Source organism: Amycolatopsis sp. Hca4 (genome assembly GCF_013364075.1).
Classification (GTDB): Bacteria; Actinomycetota; Actinomycetes; order Mycobacteriales; family Pseudonocardiaceae; genus Amycolatopsis.
Genome location: NZ_CP054925.1, coordinates 1,845,246 through 1,868,746 on the forward strand (window position 1 = coordinate 1,845,246; position 23,501 = coordinate 1,868,746).

Below are 23,501 nucleotides of genomic sequence, written 5' to 3' on the forward strand. Positions count from 1 at the left end.
AGCCGTGCGCTGGTCAGGCCGGCCGGGATGGCCTCATCCGTCCAGCTCCATGGCGTCCGGATCGCCGGTCCAGCCCGGCCCGCGGCCGGCGCGCTGCTGGCCGACCATCTGCTGCATGCGTTCCTGCTGCGCCTGGATCCGGTCGCGCACCGCCTGGTCCGACATGTCGACGTCCTTGACGTCGTCGCCCCAGTACTTCTGCTTGTCCGCGTCCGTCGGCTGCCCGAGGCGGTGGCCCATCTCCTTGTCGTGGAGGAACATCGGCATGTCCTCTTTGGACACATTGGCACCGTCCCGCACGACGTCGCGCGCGGTGTGCATCTCGATGACGTCGTCGTGCGAGACCGGCGGGGTGTGGGTGGTGCCGCCCGGCTTGCCGACACCGCCGGTGCCGTCGCTGTACTCGACCGACTTGCCCTCCATCTTGTCCACCATGTGGTGGTAGGAGTCGTCGGCGACCTTGCCCTGCACCGTCCCGGCGGTGGGCCGGAAGGAGTCCCGTCCGGGAGCGGGTTGCTCCGCGTGGGTCATCTTCGGCTCGTCGGGAGTCTCGATGTCGTTCTTGTAGTGCGGGTTCGGCTCCCAGTTCTGGATGCGCGGGGGCACACCGGGGGTCTTCTTGTCGCTGATGTAGGCGGGGTTGTCGATCATGCCCCCGTCCTTGTGCTGGTGGGCGTAGGTGAGCTGGTTGAGCTGGACGCCGTCGCTCGGCCGGCCTTCCCGCAACGTGTTGCCGAGGGATTCGCGGTAGGTGTCGGCGTTGAACCCCGAGCCGTCCTTTTCCCCGCGCACGCCGGTGCCGATGTTGTCGCGGTGCGCCTGCGCCGACTCCTGGTACGCGGGAGCGTCGTCTTCCATGCGCCGGGCGTCCTTGATGTTGGCGGCCTCGTCCGCGGTCTTCGGCCCGCGATCGCCGGCCTTGACGCCGTCGCGGATCTGGGTTTCGTGGGCGTTCGCCCGCTGGAACTCGTCCCCGCCGATCGCCTTGTACCCGATCGGGTGCTCCGATTCGTGCGTTTTGCCGCTGACGATCTTGCCGGGGTCTTTCCAGGTCGAGTCGTTCTTGATCTCGTTCTGGTACTTGTCCCAGGTGCGCGCCTGCTCGTGTTTCGTCGTGCCGTACGAGCCGTCGGACTTCGCGGGGTTGCCGTCCGGCTTGGTCTTCACCTTCGCGGGCTTCTTGCTCGGCCCCACGCCGCCGGTGCCGACCAGCTGCTGCTTCGACTTGTTCACCTTGGACTTCGCGGAACCGGAGGCGGCCGCCTGCTGCTTCTTCTTCGCCGCGCACGGGGTGATGGTCGGAGCGAGGCCGAGCGGGTCGGCCAGCGCGGTGGGGTTGTGGACGTAGGCCTGCGAGTCCGGGCCGGGGTCGAGGCCCAGCGGGTCGTGGGACAGGTAACGGCCGACCTCGGGGTCGTAGTAGCGGTTGAGGTTGTAGTGCAGCCCGGTTTCGGCGTCGTGGTACTGGCCGGGGAACCGCAACGGTGTGGTGGTGCGGCCGGGTCCGTCGAGGACCTTGCCCCAGAGCGTGGCCTGGCGGTGCCACGCGACCTCACCGGATTCCTCCAGCAGCTCGCTCGGCGTGCCGGCGAGGTCGGTGACGATCGTGTGGAACCGCTCGCCCGGCGCGCCGAGGACGCGTTCGGTCTGGGTGAGGGCGCGGCCGGTACCCGGCTCCCGTTCCCACACGGTGGCGACCGGGGGCTGACCGGGTCCGGAGCGCACCTGTTCGGCGAGCGCGTCCCCGTCCCAGGCGAACTGGACCTGCTCGGCCACCCGGCCGTCCGGCGTGAGGCGCTGCTTGGCGACCCGGCGGCCCAGCGCGTCGTAGCGGTAGCGCCAGTGCTCGCCCCGGGGCGTGAGCACCGAGGTCAGGCGGCTTTCGGCGTTCCAGCGGAACTGCCACTGCGGGCCCGCCGGCCCGGCACCGCGCAGGGTGGTGCGGCCTTCGGGGTCGTGGGCGTAGCGGACCGCGCCCGCCGCGGTGAGCAGGGTGCCGCGGTACTCGCGCGGCCCGGCCGTCGGCGCTCCCGGCGTCTGCGCCTGGGCAATGACACCGGTCGGGTGGTAGACGTAGTTCTCCTGCCACCCGCGGCCCACGACGGCCTGGACGCGGCCCGAGTGGTCCACCTCGAGCGTGCGGGGGCCGGTGATCGCGTCGGCCACCGAAGCCAGGTAACCGTCGGCGAGGTAGCCGTACTCGCGGTGCTGGGTCGTGCGGGTGCCCGCGACGACCGTCTGAGCCACCAGCCGGTCGCCCGGGGCCCAGCTCTGGCGCAGTTCCGCGGCACCGAAGCGGCGGATGCGCTCGTGACCGGCGAGGTCGTGCTCGAAGCGCAGCGAGCGGTTCCCGACGTGCAGCGCGGCGAGCGTGCCGGCCGGTCCGTACTCGAAGCGCGACACCGCACCCGACGGCGTGTGGCGCGCGCGGCGGCGGCCGAGCTCGTCGTACTCCGAGCGGACCACGCGCCCGTCCACCGTCTCGGCGACCACGCGGCCCAGCGCGTCGTAGGCGAAGGTGACCTCGGCGTCGGCGTTGCGCGCGGAGACCATGCGGCCGGCCCCGTCGTAGGCGAAGGTCGCGACGTCGTCGCCGGTGACGCGGCGGACCACCTGGCCCATCACGTCGCGCTCCAGCGTCGTGGTCTCCCCCGCGCCGTTCGTCCGGCCGATCAGCTGTCCGGCGGCGTCGTAGCGGTAGTGCAGGGTGCGGCCGTTGAAGTCGGTCTCGCCGGCGAGGTTGCCGGCGGGGTCGTAGCGGTAGCGCCAGACCAGGCCCTGCTCGTTGGTCACCGACACCAGGCGCAGCTCGGTGTCGTACGCGTAGGCCAGCCGCGAGCCGTCCGGGCCGGTTTCGGCCACCGGCAGGTCGAACTGCGCGTACTCGGTGCGGGTGGTGTTGCCGCGCGCGTCGGTGCTCTCGTCGGTGTTCCCCACGGCGGAGTCCCGCCACCGCCACGTCGCGCCGTCCGGCTCGACCCGTTCGGCGAGCTGGTCGCCCGCCGCCCACGCGAACCGGGTGACGGCGCCCAGCTCGTCGGTCACCGACGTGGTGCGGCCGAGCAGGTCGTAGGTGTAGCGGGTGACGGCGCCGTCCTCGTCCTCGACGGTCAGCGGCCGGCCCGCCGCGTCGGAGGCGATCCGGGTGGTGCCGCCGAGCGCGTCGGTGACCACGGCGACGTTGCCGCGCTCGTCGTAGCCGCAGGAGGTCCGGGCACCGAGCGGGTCGACGACCCCGGTGACCTTGCCGCGCTCGTCGTACTCGTAGCGCCACGTGGCGCCGTCGGGGCCGGTGGCGGCGACCGGGCGGCCCTGCTCGTTGTACTCGGTCAGCGACCGCGTGCCGTCCGGCGCGGTGATCGCGACGACCCGGCCGGCCCGGTCCCGCTCGTAGCGGACCTGGCGGCCCAGCGGGTCGGTCCGGGTGAGCAGCCTGCCGTGCTCGTCGTAGGCGAGGCTGGTGGTGTGGCCCAGCGCGTCGGTCTCGGCGATCACCCTGAGCCGGTCGTCGAGGTGGAAGCGGCGCACCGCGCCGAGTGAGTCGGTGACGCTCGTGACGAGGTTCTCGCGGTCGTAGTCGATCGTGCAGTCGAGGTAGCCGTCGGTACCGCGGGCCCGCACGACCCGGCCGGCCGCGTCGAAGCCGTAGCCGTACCAGCGGCCGTTGACGTCTTCCCAGCGCACGATCCGGCCGTCGGCGTCGTAGGTGAAGCGGGTGGGGGTGCCGGCGGCGTCGACGACCCCGGCCAGCCGGCCGCGCGCGTCGTAGGAGTAGCTCGCGACGACCGTCCCGTCGGCCGCCCGCAGCGCAGTGATCCGGCCGCCCGCGCTGTCGAACAGCACCCGGTCGCCGGAGGAGTGGACCAGCTCCGCCGGCACCCCGTTCGCCCCGGGCACCACGTCGATGCGGTTGCCGTCGCCGTCGAAGATCGTCCGCAGCGGGAACCCGCCGTCGGCGGACTCCTCGAAGAACAGCGTGTGCTGCTGCTGCGGGTCCTCGACCAGGTAGCCGCCCTCGACGCGCCGCAGCGGCCGGGCCGGGCCCGCCACCGGCAGCACCGGGGAGGTCACCGGCACGGGGTAGCTCTGGAGGCTCCCGTCGGCGAGGGCGACGTGCACGCCGTCGGCCTCGACCTCGAGCCGCTGGTCCACGGTGGAGGCCCACGACGGGCCGAACCAGCGGCCCGCGCGGTAGGACGAGATGTGCGTGCGCGACACCTCCAGCGGCAACGCGCCGGGGATCTCCAGGTCCGTCTGCGTCAGCAGCATCCACCCGGTCGCCACGTCGATCGGGTCGCCGCACACCGACCGGTCCGGCGGTGGGGTGCCGTTCTCGTGCGGGTTCGCGTTGCTGTCCTTGATGCTCTTGCCGCCGCCGGAGCCTCCGGAGCTTCCCGAGCCCGAGGTGGTCGTCTTGTCGTTCCCCGGCCCCTTCGGGGTCTGCGCCGGAGGCGGTTCGGGATCGGCCTTGGGCGGCGCTTCGTCGGTCTTCGGTGGTGGATTGCCGCCACCGCCCTTGGCGCCGCCGTCGCCGGCGCCGGAGGTGTGGGTGGTGTCGTCGCCGCCCTTGGCCGCCGGTGGCGGGGTGTGGTCCTTGGGCGTGCCCCCGCCGTCGCCGCCGGGGGTCTTCACCGGCGGTGCCTTCGGGGTTCCGTTGATGTCGCCGGCCTTGGGCGGCGGGGTGACCTTGCCGACCTTGATGTTCTTGAGCGCCTTGCCCGCGTCCTCGAAGAGCGTTCCCGCCCTCTTCAGCAGCGGCACCAGGGCCTTGAGCGCCTTGACGAGCTTGGTGACCAGATCGGTGATCTTCGAGGCGGTCTTCGCGACGGCGGTGACGACCTGGGGGACGACCCAGGTGAGGCCGATGCCGAGGGTGAAGATGACCTGCAGCGCCCAGCTGATCAGGTGGCCGACGAGTTCGGAGATGATGTCGCGCACCAGCGTGCGGACGGCGGCCACGACCTCGCCGGCGGTCTTGACGCCGCTGGAGGCGCCTTCGCAGCCCTTCTGCGCCGCTTGCAGGGTCGTGGCCACGTCCTGCCCGCGCTGCCGGTAGGCGTCCGAGGCCGATCCGGACCACGACTGCAGATCGGCTTTGATGGCGTCGGTCAGGTCCGCGGAGACGCTCCCGAGTTCCTTGGCGACGTTGGCCCAGGTCTCGGACTGGGCCTGGATCTCGTCGGCGTTGCCGGTGAGCCCGTTGAGTGCCTCCTTGAGCGGGCCGACGTGCTCCATCAACCAGCTGACACCGGCGGCGAGGATCGCACCGAACGGGTCCATGGCCATCGACAGGGCGTCGAGCGCCGTGCCGACCGCGCCCATCGCCACCGACGCCCAGTCGCCGCTCTCGATCGCGGACTTCAGGTCGTTGGCGGACTCCAGGAGCGAGATGCCGGAGTAGGCCTTCGTCGAGTCCTGGGTCTGCGCGATCAACGGGTTGCTCACCCCAGCACGCTAGCAGCGGAGGAACACGGCGATCCCGACCGCCGCAGGCTTGCTCCACCGACCGCTGTGCTGCTCGACGACCTCGTGCGCCTTGGAGGGACTCGGCGGCTCGGTCCGCCGAGAACCGCAAGAAGGGCATGGCCAGACCAGGGGCTGGCAGAACCACCCGCGAGGCGCGGCCCGGGCCGGCCCGGGTGCGCAGCTCACTCCCCGGTGGACGGCACGAATCCCGGGAAGCTCTGCTCCCGCTTGCTCAGCCAGTGCGAAATGCGCGCCGGGGCGTGGGCGTACGGATCGGGGACGCCCAGTTTGCGCGCGGCGTCCAGGGGCCAGTTCGGGTTGTAGAGCAGCTCCCGGCCGAGCGCGACCAGGTCCGCCCGGCCGTGCTCGATGATGGACTGGGCCTGGGCGGCACGCACGATGTGTCCCACGGCCATCGTCGGAGTTCCGGTCCGCTCGCGGATCTGGTGGGCGTAGGGCACCTGGTAGCCGTAGCCGGTTCGCAGGCCCGGGTACGGCAGCCCGGTGATCCCTCCGGAGCTGCAGTCGATGACGTCGACGCCGTGGGTCCGCAACTGCCCGACCAGCTCGACGGTCCGGTCGATCGTCCACTCGACATCGACGCACGAAAGGCGGACGAACAGCGCCTTGCCGTCCGGCCAGACCGTCCGGATGCGGTCGACGATCTCGACGAGGAACCGGAACCGGTTCTCCGTCGACCCGCCGTAGTGGTCGGTGCGCCGGTTGGCCAGCGGCGAGAGGAAGCTGTGGATCAGGTAGCCGTGGGCCGCCTGCAGTTCGAGCACCTCGTACCCCGCGTCGTCCGCCCGCCGAGCGGCGTCCGCGAAAGCCGTCACGGTGTCTTGGATGTCGCGCAACGTCATCTCGACGGGGGCCTCGGCCCCGTCGAGTCCCATGGGGACCGCGCTGGGCGCGAGCCGCGGCCAGTCCGCGGACGGCGGTGGCGTGCCGGGGAGCCACGGCGGGTTCCGGCGTCCCTTGCGGCCGGCGTGGATGAGCTGGATGCCCGGCACCGCGCCGCCGGCTTTGACGACCTCCACGAGCTGCGCGTGGAGCGGAACCGCGCTGTCCTCCCAGAGACCGAGGTCCCCCACGGTGCCGCGGCCACGCCGGTCCACCGTCGTGCCCTCCTGGATGACCAGTCCCGCGCCGCCTTCAGCGAGTCGTCCGTAGTGGACGGTGTGCGTCGGCGTCGGGCGACCGTCCACTCCGGAGTACTGCCACATCGGCGAGACGACCACCCGGTTCGGCAGGCGCACCCCGCGGATCTCGATCGGGCTGAACAGGGTCGGCGGCATCCCGCGGCTCCTTCACTCGGCGATTGACAGGCCCCCACGGCGCGCTTACCGTCATGCTACTCGACGATACGTCGTATCGCATAGTGGCACGAGGAGCAGGCATGGCGACGAACCGGGTGGCGGAAAGCCGCGAAGTCCACCGACCCGACGACACGTCCATCCGGTACTCGCTCAGCGGACCGGACGAGGGCCCCACGGTCGTCTTCGTCCACGGCTGGGCCTGCAACCGGACGGACTTCGACGCGCTGACCCGGTTCCTGCCGGACGAGTTCCGCGTGCTCGCGGTCGACCTCGCCGAGCACGGCGAATCGCGCTCGGCGCGCGACACCTGGACGATCGAGGAGTTCGCGCGCGACGTCGCCGCGGTCCTCGACGCCGAAGGGGTGACCGACGGCGTCGTCGCCGGGCACTCACTCGGCGGCGCGGTGGCGGTCGAGACCGGCCGGCTGCGTCCCGAGCGGGTCCGGCACATCGTCGCGCTCGACGCCCTGCACTACCTCTTCCTCTTCGGCGCCATGAGCGGCGAAGAAGCCGAAGGGTTGCTGCGACCGCTGCGGGACGACTTCACCGGGCTGGTCCGGTCCATGGTCGAGGCCGGTTCGCCGCCGGGCACCGACCCGGCGCTCAAGGACGCGCACTTCGCCAAGATGGCCGCGGTGCGGCAGCCGGCGGGAACCCGGGCGTTCAAGGGTCTGGTCGCCTGGGACATGGACGCGGCGCTCGCCGATGCCCGGCAGCCGGTCACCGTGTTCGGCGTGCGCGACCTGGTCACCCCGGAAGCCATCGACCGGCTGGCGGGCCGGGCCGACGTGGTGCTCGTCGACCTCGGCAGCCATCACTTCCCGGTGGAGTCACCGGAGGGGACGGCCGCGCTCATCGCCGGCGTCGTGCGCGCGGAGGCCGTCACGGGGACGCGAGCAGGCGGCTGATCTCGTCCGCGGCCGCGACGACCTTCTTCGCCAGCTGCTCTTCCTGCGCGGGCTGGTACCGCATTTCCGGGATGCTCAGCGTGACCGCCGCGATGGGTCGTCCGGCCGCGTTGGTGACCGCCGCGCCGAGGGAAGCGACGTGCGGGCGGTACCACGACGACATGTTGACGGCGTAGCCGCGCCCGGCGGTCCGCGCGATCTCCTCGCGCAGCTCCTCAGGACCGAGCAGCGGCGCGCCTTCGAACTCCCGGGGCTCGGCCCGCAGGAGTTCGCCGACCTCGCCGGGTTCGAGGCGGGCGAGGATCGCCACGCCGCCCGAGCTCGCCCCGAGTGGCACCCGGGTGCCGATCTCCATGAAGACGCGGACGAGCTGCGTGCTGTCTTCGCGCGCGACGATGAGGTACTCGGCGCCGTCGCGCAGGCCGAGGAGCACCGTCTCGCCGGTCTCGGCGGCCAGCCCCTTGATGACCGGCGTCGCCACTTCGCGCAGGTCCTGCTCGCCCGCGCTGCGCAGCCCCAGCACCAGCGCCTTCATCGTGACGCCCCACCGCGCGTGCTCCCGGTCCACGATCCGGAGCCAGCGGGCCTGTTCGAGGGTGACCAGGCAACGCTGGACCGAGCTCTTCGGGATGCCCGTGACCCGGGCCAGTTCCGAGACGCCGATCGGCTGCCGCACCGCGACTTCTTCGAAGACGCGAAGCGTGCTCAGCACGCTGTTCATCGACCGGATGCTGCTGTTCGGCTTGTCCGGTTCGCCGCCGTCGCCTGGGGTGCCCATGAGGCCACGACCGTACCACTGGACGCACTGCCGTACCTCATCCCGGCACAGCGCTTCTTTACAACGCCGTCCGCGTCGGTCTACTCTGCGGCACAGCGTGCCACAATACGGAACGGAGTTCGCATGGATCTGACTGTCGTGGGCGATGTCGTGCTCTCGGGGTGGCCGCGCCGCCCCGGTGGTGCGGACCCCGGCGCGTCGGCGTTCGGCCTGCTGCGCGGCGGCGACCTGACGATCGGCAACCTCGAAGTCCCGCTCACCGGACGGGGACAGCGGGCGGAAAAGCTGGTCGCCATGCGGGCCCCGACGTCGGGCGCCGCCGAACTGGCGGCCCTCGGGTTCGACCTGGTGTCCCTGGCGATGAACCACGCGCTGGACTACGGCGCCGAAGGGATGCGCGACACCGTCCGCGCGCTGGACGCCGCGGGAGTCGCCCACGCCGGCTTCGGCGAGACGCGCGCCGAAGCGACGCGCGCCCGGGTCGTCTCGGCCGGCGGGGAAAGCCTGGCGTTCTACAGCTTCTGCTGCGCGCTACCGCGCGGTTTCGACGCGACCGCGGACCGCGCGGGCATCGGCGCCATCCGGGTGCGTCAGTCCTTCGAGTACGACAGCGGCTTCCTGGACGAGACGCCGGGCACGCCGCCGTTCGTCCACTCCGACGCCCACGAGCCCGACGTGCGGGCGGCCGAAGCCCTGGTCCGGGAAGCGAAGCGGCACAACGACTTCGTCGCCGTCGCACTGCACTGGGGCGTTCCGCACTGCTACCTGCCCGCGGCGCAGGGGCCACTGGCCGAGTACCAGCGGCCCCTGGCCCGGCGGTTGATCGACGCGGGCGCCGACCTCGTCATCGGGCACCACCCGCACTGCCTGCACCCGGTGGAGTTCCACCGGAACGGGCTGATCCTGTATTCGACCGGCAACTTCGTCTTCGACTGGTGCGACGGCTGGAACGCCGAAGCGATGGTGCCGAAGGAAGACGCCCACCCGGCGGCTCCCTACCAGCCCGCCCTGGTGCGCGGCCCGTGGTTCGAGAGTGCCGTGTTCCGCGTCGGGCTGGGCGGCGCCGGCGGGCCCACCCTCCGCCTCGATCCGATCGAACTGGACCCGGACAGCCAGCCGGTCCTCCCCCGGCCGGACGTCGCCGCGTCGATCCTCGCGCAGGTCGCCGCGGTGTCCAGGGACCTGGACCCGGCGATCGTCGTGGACGACGACGGCACCGTCCGGCGCGCTGCCACCGCCTAGCCACCGACCACCCAGGAGCGTCTCGATGTACAGCCCCGCCGCCAAACCCGACGACTACGAATCATTCCCTACCTCCGGCGCGGGGTCGACTTCCCCGCCGTCGAACTGGCCGATCCGAGCACCCGCCGGAGCCGCTTCACCGCCGGTTCGGACGACGACCGGATCGACCGCCTGCTCGCGGACAACGTCACCATCAGCTTCCACGACCACCCGCAGCTGCTCCCGGCCGACTTCGCGGACGCGCCCGGTTTCCTGCGCGCCAAGCACGAGTTCACCGCGTTCGCCGAGCTGCGCCGGGCCGGCCTGACCGCGGTCTTCGACAACTGGTTCGGCGTCATCGGCAGCACCCGCCGGGCGGGCTGGAAGTGGGACGACCTGATCACGACGCTCGGCCTGCGGCTCGCCGATCTCGCCCACCAGGACGGCGTCGTCGTCGCCCGCACCGTCGGAGACATCCTCGGCGCCCAGCGGGACGGGCACGTCGCCTTCGTCATGGGCACCGAGTCCGCCGGGATGATCGAGAACGAGCTGGACCGCATCGACGTCCTCTACGGACTCGGCATCCGGCAGATGGGCCTGGTCTACGCGGAGGCCAACACCCTGGGCAGCGGCCAGAAGGAGCAGCGCGACGGTGGCCTGACCGCCTTCGGCCGGCGCGCGGTCGAGCGCATGAACGCCGTGGGCATGCTCGTCGACGTCTCCCACGCGAGCGACCGCACGAGCCTGGACGCGATCGAGGCGTCGGCCAAGCCCGTCGCGATCACGCACGCCGGCGCGCGGGCGGTCTGGCCCATCGCCCGGATGAAACCGGACGAAGTCCTCAAGGCCTGCGCGGAGCGCGGCGGCGTCCTGGGCATCGAAGCGGCGCCGCACACGACCGTGTCCTACGACCACCGGGCGCAGTCCATCGACTCGGTGATGGACCACTTCACCCACGCCGTCGAGGTGATGGGCATCGAGCACGTCGCGTTCGGCCCGGACACGCTCTACGGCGACCACGCCGCCTTCCAGAAGGCCATCTCCGAGGTGATCGGCTCGTCCACCGTGTTCGACGCGGGAGACCTCGAGTGGGAGCGCGTCAGCCACGTCGACGGGCTCGAAAACCCGACCGAGAACTTCCGCAACATCGCCGGCTGGCTCGTCGAGCACGGGTACCGCGACGACGAGATCACCGCCGTGCTCGGCGGCAACATCCTGCGGCTGCTCGGCGAGGTGTGGCGATGACCGGCATCGAAAGCGCTTTCGCACAGCACCTCGACGATGTCCTGGCGCTGTCGCACGCCATCAACGCCGATCCGGAACTCGCCTTCGAGGAGCACCGGACCTCCGCCGCGATCACCGACGTCCTGGCCCGGCACGGATTCGCCGTCGAGAAGAGCGTTGCGGACCTGCCCACGGCGTTCGTGGCCTCGGTGGGTTCGGGTGACCTGGTGTTCGGCATCTGCGCCGAAATGGACGCGCTCCCCGGGATCGGGCACGGCTGCGGGCACAACACGATCGCCGCGGCGGCCGTGGGCGCGGCCCTGGCGCTGGCGCCGTTCGCCGACGAGCTGGGGCTGACGCTCAAGGTGTTCGGCACGCCGGCGGAGGAACGCGGCACCGGCAAGGAGATCATGGTCAACCGCGGTGTCTTCGCCGGGACGCACGCGGCCATGATGGTGCACCCGTCGCTGAAGGACGTCGTCAGCCCCCAGTTCCGGGCTTCGCGGTCGTGGCGGATCGAGTACGCCGGCCGCGGCGGTCACGCGTCGCGCCCGTGGAACGCGCTGAACGCCGCCGACGCGGTGGTGGTCGCGCAGACCGCCATCGGACTGCTGCGGCAGCAACTGCGCGACGGGGTCCGGGTCCATTGCGTGGTGCAAGAAGCCGGTTCGGCCGTCAACGTCATCCCCGACCGGGTCGTGGCCGAGTGCATGATCCGCGGCGACACCATCACCGAAGTCGACGAGGTGTGGGCGCGGGTCCGCCGGTGCTTCGAAGCCGGCGCGCTCGCGGCCGGGACCACAGTGGACTTCACCACCCAGCCGTCGCTGTACCGCGAGTTCCGCCACGACCCGGACCTGGCCGCGCTGTTCGAGGCCCACGCGAAGACCTTGGGCCGCACGTTCCCGGACTACCCGGACAAGCTCTTCGGCTCGACCGACATGGGGAACGTCTCGCAGGTGATCCCCGCGCTGCACCCGATGCTGTCGTTCGACCTTCCGGCGGAGGACGGGAACCACACCGCCGCCTTCGCGGCCGCGGCCGGCAGCGTCGAAGGCGACCGGTTCGTCCGCGATGGCGGCCTGGCGATGGCGCTCACGATCGCGGACGTCGCACGGTCCGCACCGATCCGGGCCCGGCTGATGGCCCCCGGAAACTGAGGGAGAACGACCATGGAAGCCACTCGGCTCGGCACGGCGGCCGAAGCGACCGGGCGGGCCGGCCGCCGGGCGCTCGTCGCCGGCAGCATCGGCAACGCCGTCGAGTTCATCGACTGGGCGGTGTACACGACGTTCTCTTCCGTCTTCGCGCACCACTTCTTCCCGCCGGGCAACGACAGCGCAGCCCTGCTGTCCACTTTGGCCGTCTTCGCCGTCGGTTTCGTCGTGCGGCCGATCGGCGCCGCGATCATGGGTGCCTACGCCGACCGGCACGGCCGCAAGAAGGGCCTCGTGCTCACGATCGGCCTGATGGCCGCGGCGACGTTCGTCATCGGCGTCTCGCCGTCCTACGCCCAGGTCGGCCTCGCGGCGCCGGTCATCCTGGTGGTCGCGCGCATGGCGCAGGGCTTCGCCGCCGGGGGCGAGTTCGGCTCGGCGTCGGCCTTCCTCGTGGAGTCCGCGGGCCCCGGCCGCCGCGCGTTCGCGGGCTCGTGGCAGCAGGTGTCGGTCGGCGCCGGCATCCTCATCGCCTCGGGCATGGGCGCGATCGTCACCTCGGCGCTGCCCCGGCAGGCGGTGGACAGCTGGGGCTGGCGCCTGGCGTTCGTGGTCGCCTCGCTGTTCGGCCTCATCGGGCTCTGGCTGCGCCGCTCGGTGGAGGAAACGGCTTCGTTCCACCGCGCCCGCGGCCCCCGGCGCAACGCCCTGGCGACGATGCTCCGGGAGCACCCGAAGGCGGCGTTGCGCGTCTTCGGCCTGAACATCGCCGGCGTCGTGCTCTACAACATGTGGCTGACCTACCTGCCCACCTACGCGACCGTGGCCACGCACATCCCGCTCAACCAGGCGTTGCTGGCCAACGTCATCGGGCTCGGCACGTTCGTGGTCCTGCTGCCGTTCGCCGGGATGCTGTCCGACCGGGTCGGCCGCAAGCCGACCCTGGTGGCGTTCGCCGGCGGGTTCCTGCTGCTCGCGTGGCCCGCCTTCCGGCTGCTGAACGGCGATTTCCGGTTGCTGCTGCTCGTCCAGGTCGCCGGGCTGGTCCTGCTGCTCGGCTACTCGGCCAACGTCGCGGCCGTCATGGCGGAGCAGTTCCCGCCGGAGGTACGGGCGACCGGCATCGGCCTCCCCTACGCGTTGTCGGTCGCGGTGTTCGGCGGCACCGTCCCGTACCTCACGACGTGGCTGACCACCCACGGGCTCGGGTCGTGGGTGTGGCTGTACTGCGCGATCGCCGCCGCGATCGGCCTGGTCGTCTACCTCACCATGCCCGAGACGAAGGACAAGGCCATCGACTGAAGGTCAGTCGATCGTCAGCACGACCTTGCCGAAGCGGTCCGGGCTCACCAGCCGTTCGTGAGCCCGGGCCAGGTCGGCCAAGGGGAACACCGAGTCGATCACGGGGCGCACCTTCCCGGCGGCGAGCCAGGCGAGGACGTCGGGGACTTCGCGGAGGTCCCCGGCGTGGGCTCCGCGGAAGTCGATTTCGTGGCGGTAGAGGCTGTACAGGCCGATGTCGGCGTGCGGACCGGAGTGCGAGCCCATACCGATCAGCCGTCCACCGGGGCGCAGCGCCCCAATCGACTCCTGGATGGTCGCCCCACCCGCCGAGTTGTGGACGAGGTCGACGCCCCGCCCGTCCGTCAGCGAGCGGACCGCGGCGCCGAACTCGGGCACCTGCCGGTAGTTCACGACTTCGTCGGCGCCGATTTCCCGCAGCAGGTCTCGCTTGTCTTCGGTGCCGGTGGTGGCGATGACCCGCGCGCCGAGAGCCGCGGCCAGCTGCACCGCGGCGGTGCCCACGCCGCTCCCGGCGCCGACGACCAGCGCGGTCTCACCGGGCTGCAGGTCGCCGCGGGTCACCAGCATGTGCCAGGCCGTCAAGTACGCGAGCAGGCTCGCCGCCAGCTCGGCGTAGGTCAGGGACTCCGGCGCCGGAATGGCATTGCGAGCCGGGACGGCGAGGTACTCGGCGTACGTGCCGTCGGTGTGCTCGCCGAGGAACTTCAGCTCGCGGCACCGGCTGTCCACATCGGACCGGCACGCGTCGCACACGCCGCAGCCCAGCATGGGCAGCACGACCACGCGTTGCCCCACCTCGACGTTCGTGACCGCGCCGCCGGCCGCCACGACGTCTCCGGCGCCTTCGACACCGAGGATGATCGGGAACGGCGGTTGTTCGGCGAACTTCCCGTCCCGGACGAGCACGTCGGCGCGGTTGAGCCCGGCGGCCCGGATGCGGACCAGCACGTCCCCCTCGCCGATCGGGGGACGCGGCACGTCGTCGATCTCGACGACCCCGGCTTGCCGGACGATCGCGGCCTTCATCGTGTTTTCCTTTCTCCAGTGAGCGTTTCGACCTGGCCGGTGGCGGTGATCCGGCCACTGTGGTCGCGCACGGAAACCCCGCCGCCGGTGGCGCGCACCACCAGACCTTGGTGGTCGAACAGCGGCGCGACGACGCGGTAGCCGATCGCGGCGGGCGTCACCCCGGTTGCGCGGACGGTTTCCGCCATGGCCAGTGCCTGCAGCGGGCCGTGGACGACCAGCCCCGGGTATCCCTCGACGTCCCGGGCGTAGTCGCGGTCGTAGTGGATGCGGTGGGCGTTGTAGGTCAACGCCGAGAACCGGAACAGGACGGTCGGGTCGACCGGGAACTCCCGCTCGCCCGCTTCGAGCGGCACCGGAGTGGCCGCCGACGCCGACACAAACGTGGACGCGGCAGCGCGGTAGACGATGTCCTGCTCCTCGACGACCTTCACCACGCCGTCCTGGCTGATGGTGTGCCGGACGACGACGAAGGTCAGCGGGCCCGAACGGCCCGCCTTGTCCGTCGTCGACACGACTTCGGTGTGCCGGGTCGCGGGCCGCCCGACGACCAGCGGCCCGGTGCGGGTGACCCGGCCGCCGGCCGCCATGCGACGGCGACCCGGCTCCGGGACAACCCCGCGCACGGGATGGCCGTCCGGCCCGAGCTCGGCCTGGTGCGGCCGGTCGAGCAGGTAGACCCAGTGCCACAGCAGCGGCAGCCCGTCGGTCTCCAGGTCCGGCAGGTCGACGCCGAGGAGCCGGGCGAGGGCCACGGCCGGCTCCGGTTGCAGCACTTCGGTGTGCTCGGTCACGGGGTGACCTCCTCGAGCCGGGACCCGAATTCGGCGCGGAGGGCGTCGTTGTGCTCGCCGAGCCGGGGCACCGGGCCCAGCACCGGCTCGACTTCGTCGATGTCGACCGGCGGCAGCAAGGCCCGGACGACGCCACCAGGGGCCTGGACCTGCTTCCAGCGATCACGGGCGGCGAGCTGCGGATGGTCGAGGAGCTCAGCCGGACGGCGCAGGCGGGCGCACGCGATACCGGCCTCGCCGAGCAGTGCGACGACCCCGTCGGCGTCGAACGCGGCGAACGCCGACTCGATCAGCGGCCCGATCAGGTGGTCGTGGGCGACGCGTTCCGGGTTGCGGGCGAACCGCGGGTCGTCGGCCAGCTCCGGGCGCCGGAGCACCTCCCGGCACAGCCGAACCCATTCGCGGTCGCTTTGGACGGCCAGGAAAACCTGGTTGCCGTCTTTGGTCCGATAGGGACCGTAGGGGGCGATCGATGCGTGCTTCGCCCCGGTCCGGCGGGTCTCCGCACCGCCGTAGACCGCGTTATACGCCGGTTGCACCATCCACTCCCCCAGCGCGTCGAGCATGGCGACCTCGACGGCCGCGCCGACGCCCGTGGTGGCACGGCGCAGCAGCGCGGTAAGGATGCCCGAGTAGGCGTACATGCCCGTCGCGATGTCCGCGATCGAGATCCCGGCCTTGCTCGGCTGCTCCGGCGTGCCGGTGGCGGCGACGAGCCCGGCCTCGCACTGGATCAGCAGGTCGTAAGCCTTCTTCCCCGCGTACGGGCCGCCGGGTCCGTAGCCCGAGATCGAGCAGTGGACGAGGCCGGGACGGGCCGCCCGCAGGGTCGCGGCGTCGAGGCCGAGGCGGCCCACTGCGCCCGGCGCGAGGTTCTGGACCACGACGTCGGCGGCCGCGACCATCGCGTCGAGCACGCGGCGGTCGGCCGGGTCCTTGATGTCCAGCTCGATCGACTCCTTGCCGCGGTTGAGCCAGACGAAGTAGCTGGAGTCGCCGTGGACCGTCCGGTCGTAGCCGCGGGAGAAGTCCCCAGCGCCGGGGCGTTCGACCTTGATGACGCGGGCGCCGAGGTCGGCGAGCTGCCGCGTCGCGAAGGGCGCGGCGACCGCCTGTTCCAGCGCGACGACGGTGGTGCCTTCGAGTGGGAGCATGGAAAGCCTTTCGTGAGCGGCACTTCAGGGCCGGAGAATCGCGTGGGCCCGGTCGAGCACCGGTTTGTCGATCATTCGCCCGTCGGGACCGGTGACCGCGCCCGCCGAACCTTCGGCCGCCTGGAGCACTTCGCGAGCCCACGCGATTTCGTCCGCGCCGGGGGTCAGACCCCGTGCCGCGGGCCCGATCTGGGCCGGGTGGATGCAAAGCTTGCCGCGGAAGCCGAGGCCGCGGGCGTAACGAGCCGCCGTGGTCACGGCGTCGGCGTCGTCGATGACCGTCGTGACGCCGTCGATCGGCGGCGGCAAGCCGGCCACCCGGGAAGCGAGCACGATCGTGCTTCGCGCGAACAGCATCGCTTCGGCGGTGTCGTCGGCCCCGAGGTCGGCGGCCAGGTCGAGCGCACCGAACGCGAGCCGGGCCACCCGGGCGCGGCGGCGACGTCGTGCACGCGGTGTAGTCCGGCCGCGGTCTCGACCAGCGCGACCACCGCGGTGTCCGGGCCGAGCCGCGCCGACAACGCGGCCAAGGCCGCCGGGTCCTCGGCCTCGGGCACGAGCACGCCGAGCAGCCCGGACGCGCCGGCGACGGCGTCGACGTCCGCGTCGAACCACGGCGTGTCGACGGCATTGAGACGAACCCAGGCCTGTCCACCGTCGGACAGCCAGCGGAGCGTTTCGGCGCGGGCGGTGTCCTTGTCCTCGGGCCGCACCGCGTCTTCGAGGTCGATGACGACGGCGTCCGCGCCCGCGGCGGCCGCCTTGGCGAAGCGGCGGGGAACGTTGCCGGGCACGAAGAGCCAGGTGGCTTCGGGCCTCATCGGACCGGGTTGCGCTTGATGAGCTGCCGCGCGATGACGGTCCGCTGGATCTCGTTGGTGCCCTCGCCGACGATCATCAGCGGCGCGTCGCGGAAGTACCGCTCGACGTCGAACTCCGTCGAATAGCCGTAGCCGCCGTGGATCCGCACCGCGTCGAGCGCGATCTTCATGGCCGTCTCCGAGGCGAACAGCTTCGCCATCCCGGCCTCCATGTCCGCGCGCTCGCCGGAGTCGTACCGGCGGGCCGCGTACTGGACGAGCTGCCGGGCCGCGGTCAGCCCGGTCGCCATGTCGGCGAGGTGGTTGCCGATCGACTGGTGCTGCCAGATCGGCTGCCCGAAGCTTTCGCGCTCCTGGCTGTAGCGGATCGAGCGGGCGAGGGCGGCGGCGCCGACGCCGAGCGCTCGTGCCGCCACCTGGATGCGGCCGATTTCGAGCCCGCGCATCATCTGCGCGAACCCCTCGCCTTCGACGGTGCCCAGCAGCGAGCCGCGGGGTACGCGGAAGTCGGTGAAGGACAGCTCGCAGCTTTCGACGCCCTTGTAGCCGAGCTTCGGCAGGTCGCGGGACACCTCGAACCCGGGCCCCTTTTCCACCAGCAGGATGCTGATCCCGCGGTGCTTCGGCTCGGCGTCGCGGTCGGTGACGCACAACAGCGCCACCAGCCGGGCGCGGCGGGCGTTGGTGATCCAGGTCTTGGAGCCGTTGACGACGTAGCTGTCCCCGTCCTTGCGCGCCACGGTCCGGATGGCCTGCAGGTCGGACCCACCGCCGGGTTCGGTCAGCGCCATGGTCGCCCGGATCTCCCCGGTGGCCAGCTTCGGCAGGTAGTGGTCCTGCTGCGCCCGGGTTCCGTAGTGGAGCAGGAGCTTGGCGACGACGCTGTGCCCGCCCATGGCGCCGGCGAGGCTCATCCACCCGCGGGCGAGTTCTTCGGTCACCGCGGCGTAGCACGGGGTGGACACGCCGGCGTCGTTCCACGGCTCCGGGATGGCGAGCCCGAAGATGCCCATGCGCTTCATCTGCTCGATCAGGGCTTCGGGGTAGGTGTCGGCGTGCTCGAGTTCTCGCACCACGGGCTCGACCTCGCGGTCGACCCACTCGCGGACGACGTCGACGATCGCGGTCTCGTCTGCACTGAGTTCGTACATGGTTGTCATCCTGACCCGTCATGACGAGTCGAGAGAAATACCGATTCGTGATATCCCTAGACGCGTCCGGCATACCGGCAGGAGGACGGGTGGAACTCAAGCAGCTCTTGGCCTTGGTGACCGTCGGCGACACCGGGAGCGTCACCAAGGCGGCGCGCCTGCTCCACGTCGTGCAGCCCGCGGTCAGCCGGTACATCCGCGCTCTCGAGGACGAGATCGGAGTGCCGCTCTTCGAGCGCAGCCGCCAGGGCATGACCCTCACCCCGGCGGGCGAGGTCCTCGCCGAGCGCGCGAGACGCGCGTTGCTCGAACTGGACCGGGCCCGCGCCGAGATCCGCCCGGACCGCGAGCACGTGCGGGGCATCGTGACGATCGGGCTGCTGGAGAGCACCGTCGAACTCGTGGCCGCGCCGTTGTGGAGGTGCTGGGACGCCGGCACCCGGGCATCGAGGTGCGGATCCTGAGCGCGTTTTCCGGTCACCTGCGGCAGTGGCTTGACGACGGCGAGGTGGACATGAGCCTGCTGTACAACATGAACTCGACGCCGTCGATCGCGGTCACCCCGTTGCTGCGCGAGGCGTTGTGGGCGATCGCTCCCCCGGGCGCGGAACTCGGCCGCGAAGCGCTCACCTGGGACCGGGTGTGCGAGAACCCGCTGGTCCTGCCGGTCACGGGACACGGCCTGCGCACCCTCGTGGACGAAGCACTCGGCACGGCGCCCACGATCGCGTGCCAGACCAACTCGATGCCGGTGCAGAAGAAGCTGGTGGCCGCCGGCACCGCCTGGAGCGTCCTGCCCGCGGCGGGCGTCGCCGAAGACGTGGCAGCCGGACGGCTGCGGGGCGGCCCGATCGCCGACCCCGCGATCTCCCGCACGATCGTCCTGGCGTTGCCCCGAGCCGGCCGCATCCCACCCGCGGCCGAGGTCGCCGCCACCGAAATCGTCCGGGTGACCCACGGGCTGGTCGAGGACGGCACCTGGCCGACCGCCAGCGTCGCTTAGGCGGGCGACCAGGATCATCCTCCGTGGGACTCACACCGAGACTGACGCTGCTGAGCCCGAGCTGAGCGCCGGTCGGTGCCGGCGGCCACGGATCGCGAGGACGGCGTTCGCACCGATGACGGCACCGGCGATGGCGGTCACCGGGACCAGCAGGCCCGATCCGGCCAGTGCGCCCAGCAGTGCCCCCACCCAGCTGCCGAGCAGGGTCAGCATCAGCGCGGGGACGCGGCGCGAGCCGGCGGAAGGCTCGGCCGGCCGGGCCAGGTGCACCCCCAGCCCGACCAGCAGTCCGGTACCGGGCACCACCACGGCGAAGCTGGTGATGAACCACTCCGGCGCGAACGTCCAGCCGAACAGGACACCCAGGGACCAGCCGGCGAGCCCGAGCGGCACCGCACCGAGCAGCCGGATCCACCGGCCGGCCCGGCGGCCGGGCGCGCCGCGGCGGCGACGGCGGCGAGCGAGCACGACCAGCGCCAGCAGGCCGAGCAGCAGCACTCCGGTCGTGACGCCGACCAGGAGACCGGCGATCAGCGCCATGCTCAGCGGCACGGCGGTGAGGTCGGCCGGGGTGCGCACGAACCGGGAGCTGTCGACGCGGCCGGTGTCGTAGAAGGTGTCGAGCAGGTGCTTGGCCGCGTCGGGTTGCTGGGCCCAGAAGTCGCCGGTGTGCCCGATCCCGGGCACGATCACCTCGTGTCCGCGGCTCAGTGAAGGCAGCAGTTCCTTCGTGGCGTTGACCGGCGGGGTGGAGAAGTCGAATTCACCGCCGATGAGCAGGGTCTCCACCGCGCTGGGCCGCACGGTGCGGTACTCGGCGTTGTCCGGGCTGTCCGGCCACGTCCGGGAGAACCCCTCCGGACCACCCCAGAGGAAATCGGTGGAGGAGTTGCCCAGGATCGACCCGGGATCGCCGCCCTGGTCGTAGTAGGCCTGCGTGGCGGGTGCGTCGATCATGCTGAAGGACGCGAACTCGCCCCACACCGTCGAGGTCGGCAGCGCGACGTCCGCCAGCACCGACATCGCCCACAGCGCCGCGGGGCCGCCGTCGAGGTAGGCGTCGATCACGGTCGGCGCGTTGGCGGGCGCCTCGTGCCGTCCGTTCATGTGCATGGCGTACTGGCTCAGCACCCGCACGTTGGTGCTCTTGATGCCGAACGGGCCCCAGCTGCCGGGCATGGCGGCGACCCGGGACCGGATGGTGGCCGCGAGGTCGGACGTCTTCGCGGCGCACTCGCGGTCCGCCCGGCAGACGTCGGCGTACTGCCCAAACTGGGCGTCGGTGGTGCGCGGGTCCCAGAACAGGTGCCCTGGCGGGTTGACCGAGATCATCGCCGAGCGCAGCAGCGCTTCGGGGTGGCGCCACGCGTAGACCATCGCGGTCCGGGTGCCCGCGCTGGAGCTGACCAGGTCGATCCGCCGGTAGCCGAGCGCTTTGCGCGCCGACTCCATGTCCTCGATCCGCTGGACGACCGAGTAGCCGGTCAGGTCGACGCCGGTGCGCCGCAGCCGGTCGGCGCACTGGTCGAACGCCCGGCGCGTGCGGGGCAGCGCCTCGGGCCCGGTCATGTCCTTCGCCGACTGCAGGGCGTTCGTCACTTCGGCGCAGTCGAGCCGGGACGAGCCGTCGACGCCGCGGTAGCCCACCAGCACCACGTCATGGTGCTCGGCGAGACGGCTCGCCTGCGGGAAGTCCATATTGGACAGCCCAGGGCCGCCCCCGAACCGGAAGACGGGCTCCCCGGCCGGCTGCGCGGTCGCCCGGATCCGGACGACGGGCAGCGCGATCAGCCGGGAGCCGGGGTGGTTGCGGTTTTCCGAGACCACGAGCGTCCCGCAGTCGGCGGCGAGCGAGCCGGCCTCGGTGTCGTAGGAGCACGGTGACACGGCCAGCGAGTCCGGTGCGGCGCCACGGGGGACGCGGACCGGGGAGTCCGGCCACGCGATGAAGGCGGCCAGCACGAGGGCCACGGCGGCGACGGCCGCGATGACGTGGGAGCGGCGGCGATGGGGAGAGCACATGCCGGGAAAGGTAGGGGTGGGCGGCTGCCGAAGCGTCATACCGGGCAGTGATCATCCGTCCCTCCACGGAGTGACGCCCGGCGGGAGCCGCTCCGACACAATGGCCGGATGTCCAGCACTGTGAACCTCGCGCGAGCCGCGCTGATCCGCCGGTGGACAGCTCGCTTGCCGTCCCGTGACGCGCGGCAGTCGCTGGCGCGCCAGGCCTGGTTGGTCGCGGTCATGTGCGTCGCCATCGACGGGCTGAGCTTCCTCACCCGCGGCCCGGGACCGGGTGCGTGGAACGCCGTCCTGCTGGCCGGGGTCATCGCGGCCGACCTCGCGCTCGCGACCGCGCCGAAGCTGTCGGGCTGGGTCGCCGTCGCCCACGCGGCCGTGATCGTGGCGCTGGCGTTCGTGATGCCGGGCCGCAACCCGAGCACGGCGGGCCAGCTGGTCAGCTCCTACCGGGCCGGCGCGTGGCTGCGCGGCCGGTCCGCGGCGGCCGCCCTGACCACGGTGTGCGCCGGCATCCTGGCGTCGGTGCTGATCACCGGGCTCACCGCGCCGGCGACGCTGCTCGGCGTCGTGGCGGCGAACGCCCTGCTGCCGTGGCTGGTGGGCCGCTACACCACCGCCCGCAAGGAACACGTCGACGAGCTGCGCCGGCAGCGGGAAGCGAAGGTGCGGGATGCGGAGGCCGAGGTCGCCGCGGCGGTGACGAAGGAACGCGAAACGATCGCCGTCGACCTGCACGACGTCATTTCCCACCACGTCAGCGCGATCGGCGTCCACGCGGCGGCGGCCCGGCTGAACCTCGCCGGTACGGCGATCCCCGGCGACAACCCGGTGCACACCTCGCTCAGCGCGGTCCAGCAATCCGGTCAGGCGGCCATGGTGGACCTCCGGCGGCTGCTGTCCTTGCTGCACGAAGGAAGTGAGTCCGCCGATCAGCCCGGAGTCGCGATGTTGCCGGACCTGTTCACCGGCCTGCGCGCTTCGGGGCTGCAGGTGACATTCGTCGTGTACCAGGCCCCGCCGACGCTCCCCAGGACGTCGACACCACTGTCTACCGCGTGGCACAGGAAATGCTGACGAACGCGCTGCGGCACGGCGACGGGCGATCGGCCCGGGTCGAACTCGACTGCAGCGACGACCGTGTCGGTCTGACGGCCCGCAACCGTGTCGCCTCGGCATTCCGCACGTCCGCGCCGGAAGGGTCCGGTCTCGGCTTGCGCGGCATGCGCAAACGGGCTGAGGCACTGGGCGGATCGGCGTACTTCGGCGTCACCGACGACGGGAACTACTGGGAGTCGAGCGTGACGATTCCGCTGGCCGGTGCCCGATGACGCTGCGCATCGTGATCGCCGACGACCACGTCATGTTCCGGTCCGGCTTCCGCGCCGTCCTCGACGCACAGCAGGACATGGAGTGCGTCGCCGACGTCGGCGACGGGTACAGCGCCGTCGAGGCCATCACCTCACTGGCGCCGGACCTCGCCGTCCTGGACGTGCGCATGCCCAAACTGGACGGACTCGCGACGGCCCGGCGCATCAGGTCCGAGGGACACCAGGGCGTGAAGATCATCCTGCTCACCTCGTTCGGCACGGACGACTACCTGCGTTCGGCCCTGTCGGCCGGAGTGAACGGCTTCGTCCTCAAGAGCTTGCCCCCCGAGGAGCTCGTGACCGCGATCCGGGTCGCGGCTCGCGGTGACACCTACCTGGATCCCTCCATCACCAGCCGGCTGGCGCCTCGCCTGGCCGACGCTCTCGCCCCGGCGCCGCCCGCACGCAAGCAGGCACCGGGCCTGGAGCGCCTCACGGCCCGCGAACACGAGGTGTTCCTGTTGATGGCCCGGGGTTTTTCGAACGTCGAGATCGGCGAACAGCTCTACGTCGGCGAGCAGACGGTCAAGACCCACGTTTCGCGGGTGCTGGCCAAGCTGGGGCTTCGGGACCGCGTGCACACCGTGCGGTTCGCCCACCACCACGGCCTCGTCGACCCGCACGACACCGCTGGCCTGTAATCCGGAGCGAACGCCGGAAATCGGGTCGGCGGCTTGGCGCCCATCCGAGACCAGGCCGGCTGCTGGGGCGCGTGCGGAGATCGCGTCTCGTCGTGGAAACCCGGGCCTGGTCACGGCGATGGCGGACGACCGGTCCTGCGTCGC

18 protein-coding genes and 1 pseudogene are annotated in these 23,501 nt (G+C 71.8%); 10 read left to right on the forward strand and 9 right to left on the reverse strand.

Annotated features, from left to right (window positions below):
- Positions 1-33: 33 nt before the first annotated feature.
- Together HUT10_RS08190 and HUT10_RS08195 are read right to left on the reverse strand one after the other, a co-directional pair.
- Positions 34-5,445 carry a DUF6531 domain-containing protein gene (locus tag HUT10_RS08190; RefSeq protein ID WP_176170615.1) on the reverse strand — a complete coding sequence of 1,804 codons (5,412 nt, stop codon included), beginning with the start codon at positions 5,443-5,445 and terminating at the stop codon, positions 34-36.
- Between the two features lie 203 nt (positions 5,446-5,648).
- The gene (locus HUT10_RS08195; protein WP_176170616.1) at positions 5,649-6,764 is read right to left on the reverse strand and encodes a hypothetical protein; all 1,116 of its coding nucleotides are present in this window, start codon (positions 6,762-6,764) and stop codon (positions 5,649-5,651) included.
- A 101-nt stretch (positions 6,765-6,865) separates the two neighbouring features.
- On the opposite strand from HUT10_RS08195, the gene HUT10_RS08200 reads away from it, so the two are divergent.
- On the forward strand, positions 6,866-7,693 hold the full coding sequence (locus HUT10_RS08200; RefSeq protein WP_176170617.1) for an alpha/beta fold hydrolase: 828 nt from the start codon (positions 6,866-6,868) through the stop codon (positions 7,691-7,693).
- On the opposite strand, the gene HUT10_RS08205 is transcribed toward HUT10_RS08200, so the two are convergent.
- Positions 7,668-8,471, reverse strand: coding sequence for an IclR family transcriptional regulator (locus HUT10_RS08205; RefSeq protein WP_176170618.1), 804 nt, complete (start codon positions 8,469-8,471; stop codon positions 7,668-7,670). The two genes, HUT10_RS08200 and HUT10_RS08205, sit on opposite strands and share 26 nt — an antisense overlap.
- A gap of 123 nt (positions 8,472-8,594) precedes the next feature.
- On the opposite strand from HUT10_RS08205, the gene HUT10_RS08210 reads away from it, so the two are divergent.
- The 4 genes from HUT10_RS08210 (at position 8,595) to HUT10_RS08225 (ending at position 13,375) form a co-directional block, all read left to right on the forward strand.
- Entirely contained in the window at positions 8,595-9,713 is a 1,119-nt protein-coding gene (locus HUT10_RS08210; RefSeq protein ID WP_176170619.1) for a CapA family protein, read from the forward strand.
- 288 nt (positions 9,714-10,001) lie between these two features.
- On the forward strand, positions 10,002-10,937 hold the full coding sequence (locus HUT10_RS08215) for a dipeptidase (protein WP_368660823.1): 936 nt from the start codon (positions 10,002-10,004) through the stop codon (positions 10,935-10,937).
- On the forward strand, positions 10,934-12,076 hold the full coding sequence (locus HUT10_RS08220) for a M20 family metallopeptidase (protein WP_176170620.1): 1,143 nt from the start codon (positions 10,934-10,936) through the stop codon (positions 12,074-12,076). Before HUT10_RS08215 ends, HUT10_RS08220 begins: the two co-directional genes overlap by 4 nt.
- Positions 12,077-12,088: 12 nt before the next feature.
- Positions 12,089-13,375: an MFS transporter gene (locus HUT10_RS08225; protein ID WP_176170621.1), complete on the forward strand. Its 1,287-nt coding sequence runs from the start codon at positions 12,089-12,091 to the stop codon at positions 13,373-13,375.
- A gap of 3 nt (positions 13,376-13,378) precedes the next feature.
- Here HUT10_RS08225 and HUT10_RS08230 read toward each other — a convergent pair whose 3' ends face one another.
- From HUT10_RS08230 to HUT10_RS08250, 5 genes and pseudogenes are all read right to left on the reverse strand, one after another.
- Positions 13,379-14,404, reverse strand: a complete 1,026-nt coding sequence (locus HUT10_RS08230) for a zinc-binding dehydrogenase (RefSeq protein WP_176170622.1) — start codon at positions 14,402-14,404, stop codon at positions 13,379-13,381.
- Positions 14,401-15,198 carry a MaoC family dehydratase N-terminal domain-containing protein gene (locus tag HUT10_RS08235; RefSeq protein ID WP_176170623.1) on the reverse strand — a complete coding sequence of 266 codons (798 nt, stop codon included), beginning with the start codon at positions 15,196-15,198 and terminating at the stop codon, positions 14,401-14,403. Before HUT10_RS08235 ends, HUT10_RS08230 begins: the two co-directional genes overlap by 4 nt.
- Complete coding sequence (locus HUT10_RS08240; protein ID WP_176170624.1) at positions 15,195-16,352, reverse strand: CaiB/BaiF CoA-transferase family protein; 1,158 nt, start codon at positions 16,350-16,352, stop codon at positions 15,195-15,197. The genes HUT10_RS08235 and HUT10_RS08240 overlap by 4 nt, the downstream gene beginning before the upstream one ends.
- A 24-nt stretch (positions 16,353-16,376) precedes the next feature.
- A pseudogene (locus HUT10_RS08245) lies at positions 16,377-17,173 on the reverse strand (CoA ester lyase).
- Positions 17,170-18,324, reverse strand: a complete 1,155-nt coding sequence (locus HUT10_RS08250) for an acyl-CoA dehydrogenase family protein (RefSeq protein WP_176170625.1) — start codon at positions 18,322-18,324, stop codon at positions 17,170-17,172. Before HUT10_RS08250 ends, HUT10_RS08245 begins: the two are co-directional and overlap by 4 nt.
- 89 nt (positions 18,325-18,413) lie before the next feature.
- On the opposite strand from HUT10_RS08250, the gene HUT10_RS50700 reads away from it, so the two are divergent.
- Positions 18,414-18,788, forward strand: coding sequence for a LysR family transcriptional regulator (locus tag HUT10_RS50700; protein ID WP_254896758.1), 375 nt, complete (start codon positions 18,414-18,416; stop codon positions 18,786-18,788).
- Entirely contained in the window at positions 18,746-19,327 is a 582-nt protein-coding gene (locus HUT10_RS50705; RefSeq protein WP_254896759.1) for a LysR substrate-binding domain-containing protein, read from the forward strand. The genes HUT10_RS50700 and HUT10_RS50705 overlap by 43 nt, the downstream gene beginning before the upstream one ends.
- Positions 19,328-19,357: 30 nt before the next feature.
- Here the strand turns inward: HUT10_RS50705 and HUT10_RS08260 are convergent, their stop codons facing one another.
- A complete protein-coding gene (locus HUT10_RS08260; RefSeq protein ID WP_176170626.1) occupies positions 19,358-21,349 on the reverse strand; it encodes an alpha/beta hydrolase in 1,992 nt (663 codons plus the stop codon).
- A 108-nt stretch (positions 21,350-21,457) separates the two neighbouring features.
- Here HUT10_RS08260 and HUT10_RS08265 point away from each other — a divergent pair, with 108 nt between their 5' ends.
- The 3 genes from HUT10_RS08265 to HUT10_RS08275 are packed head-to-tail and all read left to right on the forward strand — an operon-like array spanning position 21,458 to position 23,357.
- Positions 21,458-22,423 (forward strand): sensor histidine kinase, encoded by a 966-nt coding sequence (locus tag HUT10_RS08265; protein ID WP_176170627.1) that lies wholly within the window; start codon positions 21,458-21,460, stop codon positions 22,421-22,423.
- Complete coding sequence (locus HUT10_RS08270) at positions 22,417-22,677, forward strand: hypothetical protein (RefSeq protein ID WP_176170628.1); 261 nt, start codon at positions 22,417-22,419, stop codon at positions 22,675-22,677. The genes HUT10_RS08265 and HUT10_RS08270 overlap by 7 nt, the downstream gene beginning before the upstream one ends.
- Entirely contained in the window at positions 22,674-23,357 is a 684-nt protein-coding gene (locus HUT10_RS08275) for a response regulator transcription factor (protein WP_176170629.1), read from the forward strand. The genes HUT10_RS08270 and HUT10_RS08275 overlap by 4 nt, the downstream gene beginning before the upstream one ends.
- Positions 23,358-23,501: the final 144 nt, after the last annotated feature.

Bases quoted from the DNA above. Each gene is read 5' to 3' on its own strand.
- HUT10_RS08195 (WP_176170616.1), bottom strand. From the start codon at position 6,764: ATGCCGCCGACCCTGTTCAGCCCGATCGAGATCCGCGGGGTGCGCCTG.
- HUT10_RS08200 (WP_176170617.1), top strand. From the start codon at position 6,866: ATGGCGACGAACCGGGTGGCGGAAAGCCGCGAAGTCCACCGACCCGAC.
- HUT10_RS08205 (WP_176170618.1), bottom strand. From the start codon at position 8,471: ATGGGCACCCCAGGCGACGGCGGCGAACCGGACAAGCCGAACAGCAGC.
- HUT10_RS08210 (WP_176170619.1), top strand. From the start codon at position 8,595: ATGGATCTGACTGTCGTGGGCGATGTCGTGCTCTCGGGGTGGCCGCGC.
- HUT10_RS08220 (WP_176170620.1), top strand. From the start codon at position 10,934: ATGACCGGCATCGAAAGCGCTTTCGCACAGCACCTCGACGATGTCCTG.
- HUT10_RS08225 (WP_176170621.1), top strand. From the start codon at position 12,089: ATGGAAGCCACTCGGCTCGGCACGGCGGCCGAAGCGACCGGGCGGGCC.
- HUT10_RS08230 (WP_176170622.1), bottom strand. From the start codon at position 14,404: ATGAAGGCCGCGATCGTCCGGCAAGCCGGGGTCGTCGAGATCGACGAC.
- HUT10_RS08240 (WP_176170624.1), bottom strand. From the start codon at position 16,352: ATGCTCCCACTCGAAGGCACCACCGTCGTCGCGCTGGAACAGGCGGTC.
- HUT10_RS08250 (WP_176170625.1), bottom strand. From the start codon at position 18,324: ATGTACGAACTCAGTGCAGACGAGACCGCGATCGTCGACGTCGTCCGC.
- HUT10_RS08260 (WP_176170626.1), bottom strand. From the start codon at position 21,349: ATGTGCTCTCCCCATCGCCGCCGCTCCCACGTCATCGCGGCCGTCGCC.
- HUT10_RS08265 (WP_176170627.1), top strand. From the start codon at position 21,458: ATGTCCAGCACTGTGAACCTCGCGCGAGCCGCGCTGATCCGCCGGTGG.
- HUT10_RS08270 (WP_176170628.1), top strand. From the start codon at position 22,417: ATGCTGACGAACGCGCTGCGGCACGGCGACGGGCGATCGGCCCGGGTC.
- HUT10_RS08275 (WP_176170629.1), top strand. From the start codon at position 22,674: ATGACGCTGCGCATCGTGATCGCCGACGACCACGTCATGTTCCGGTCC.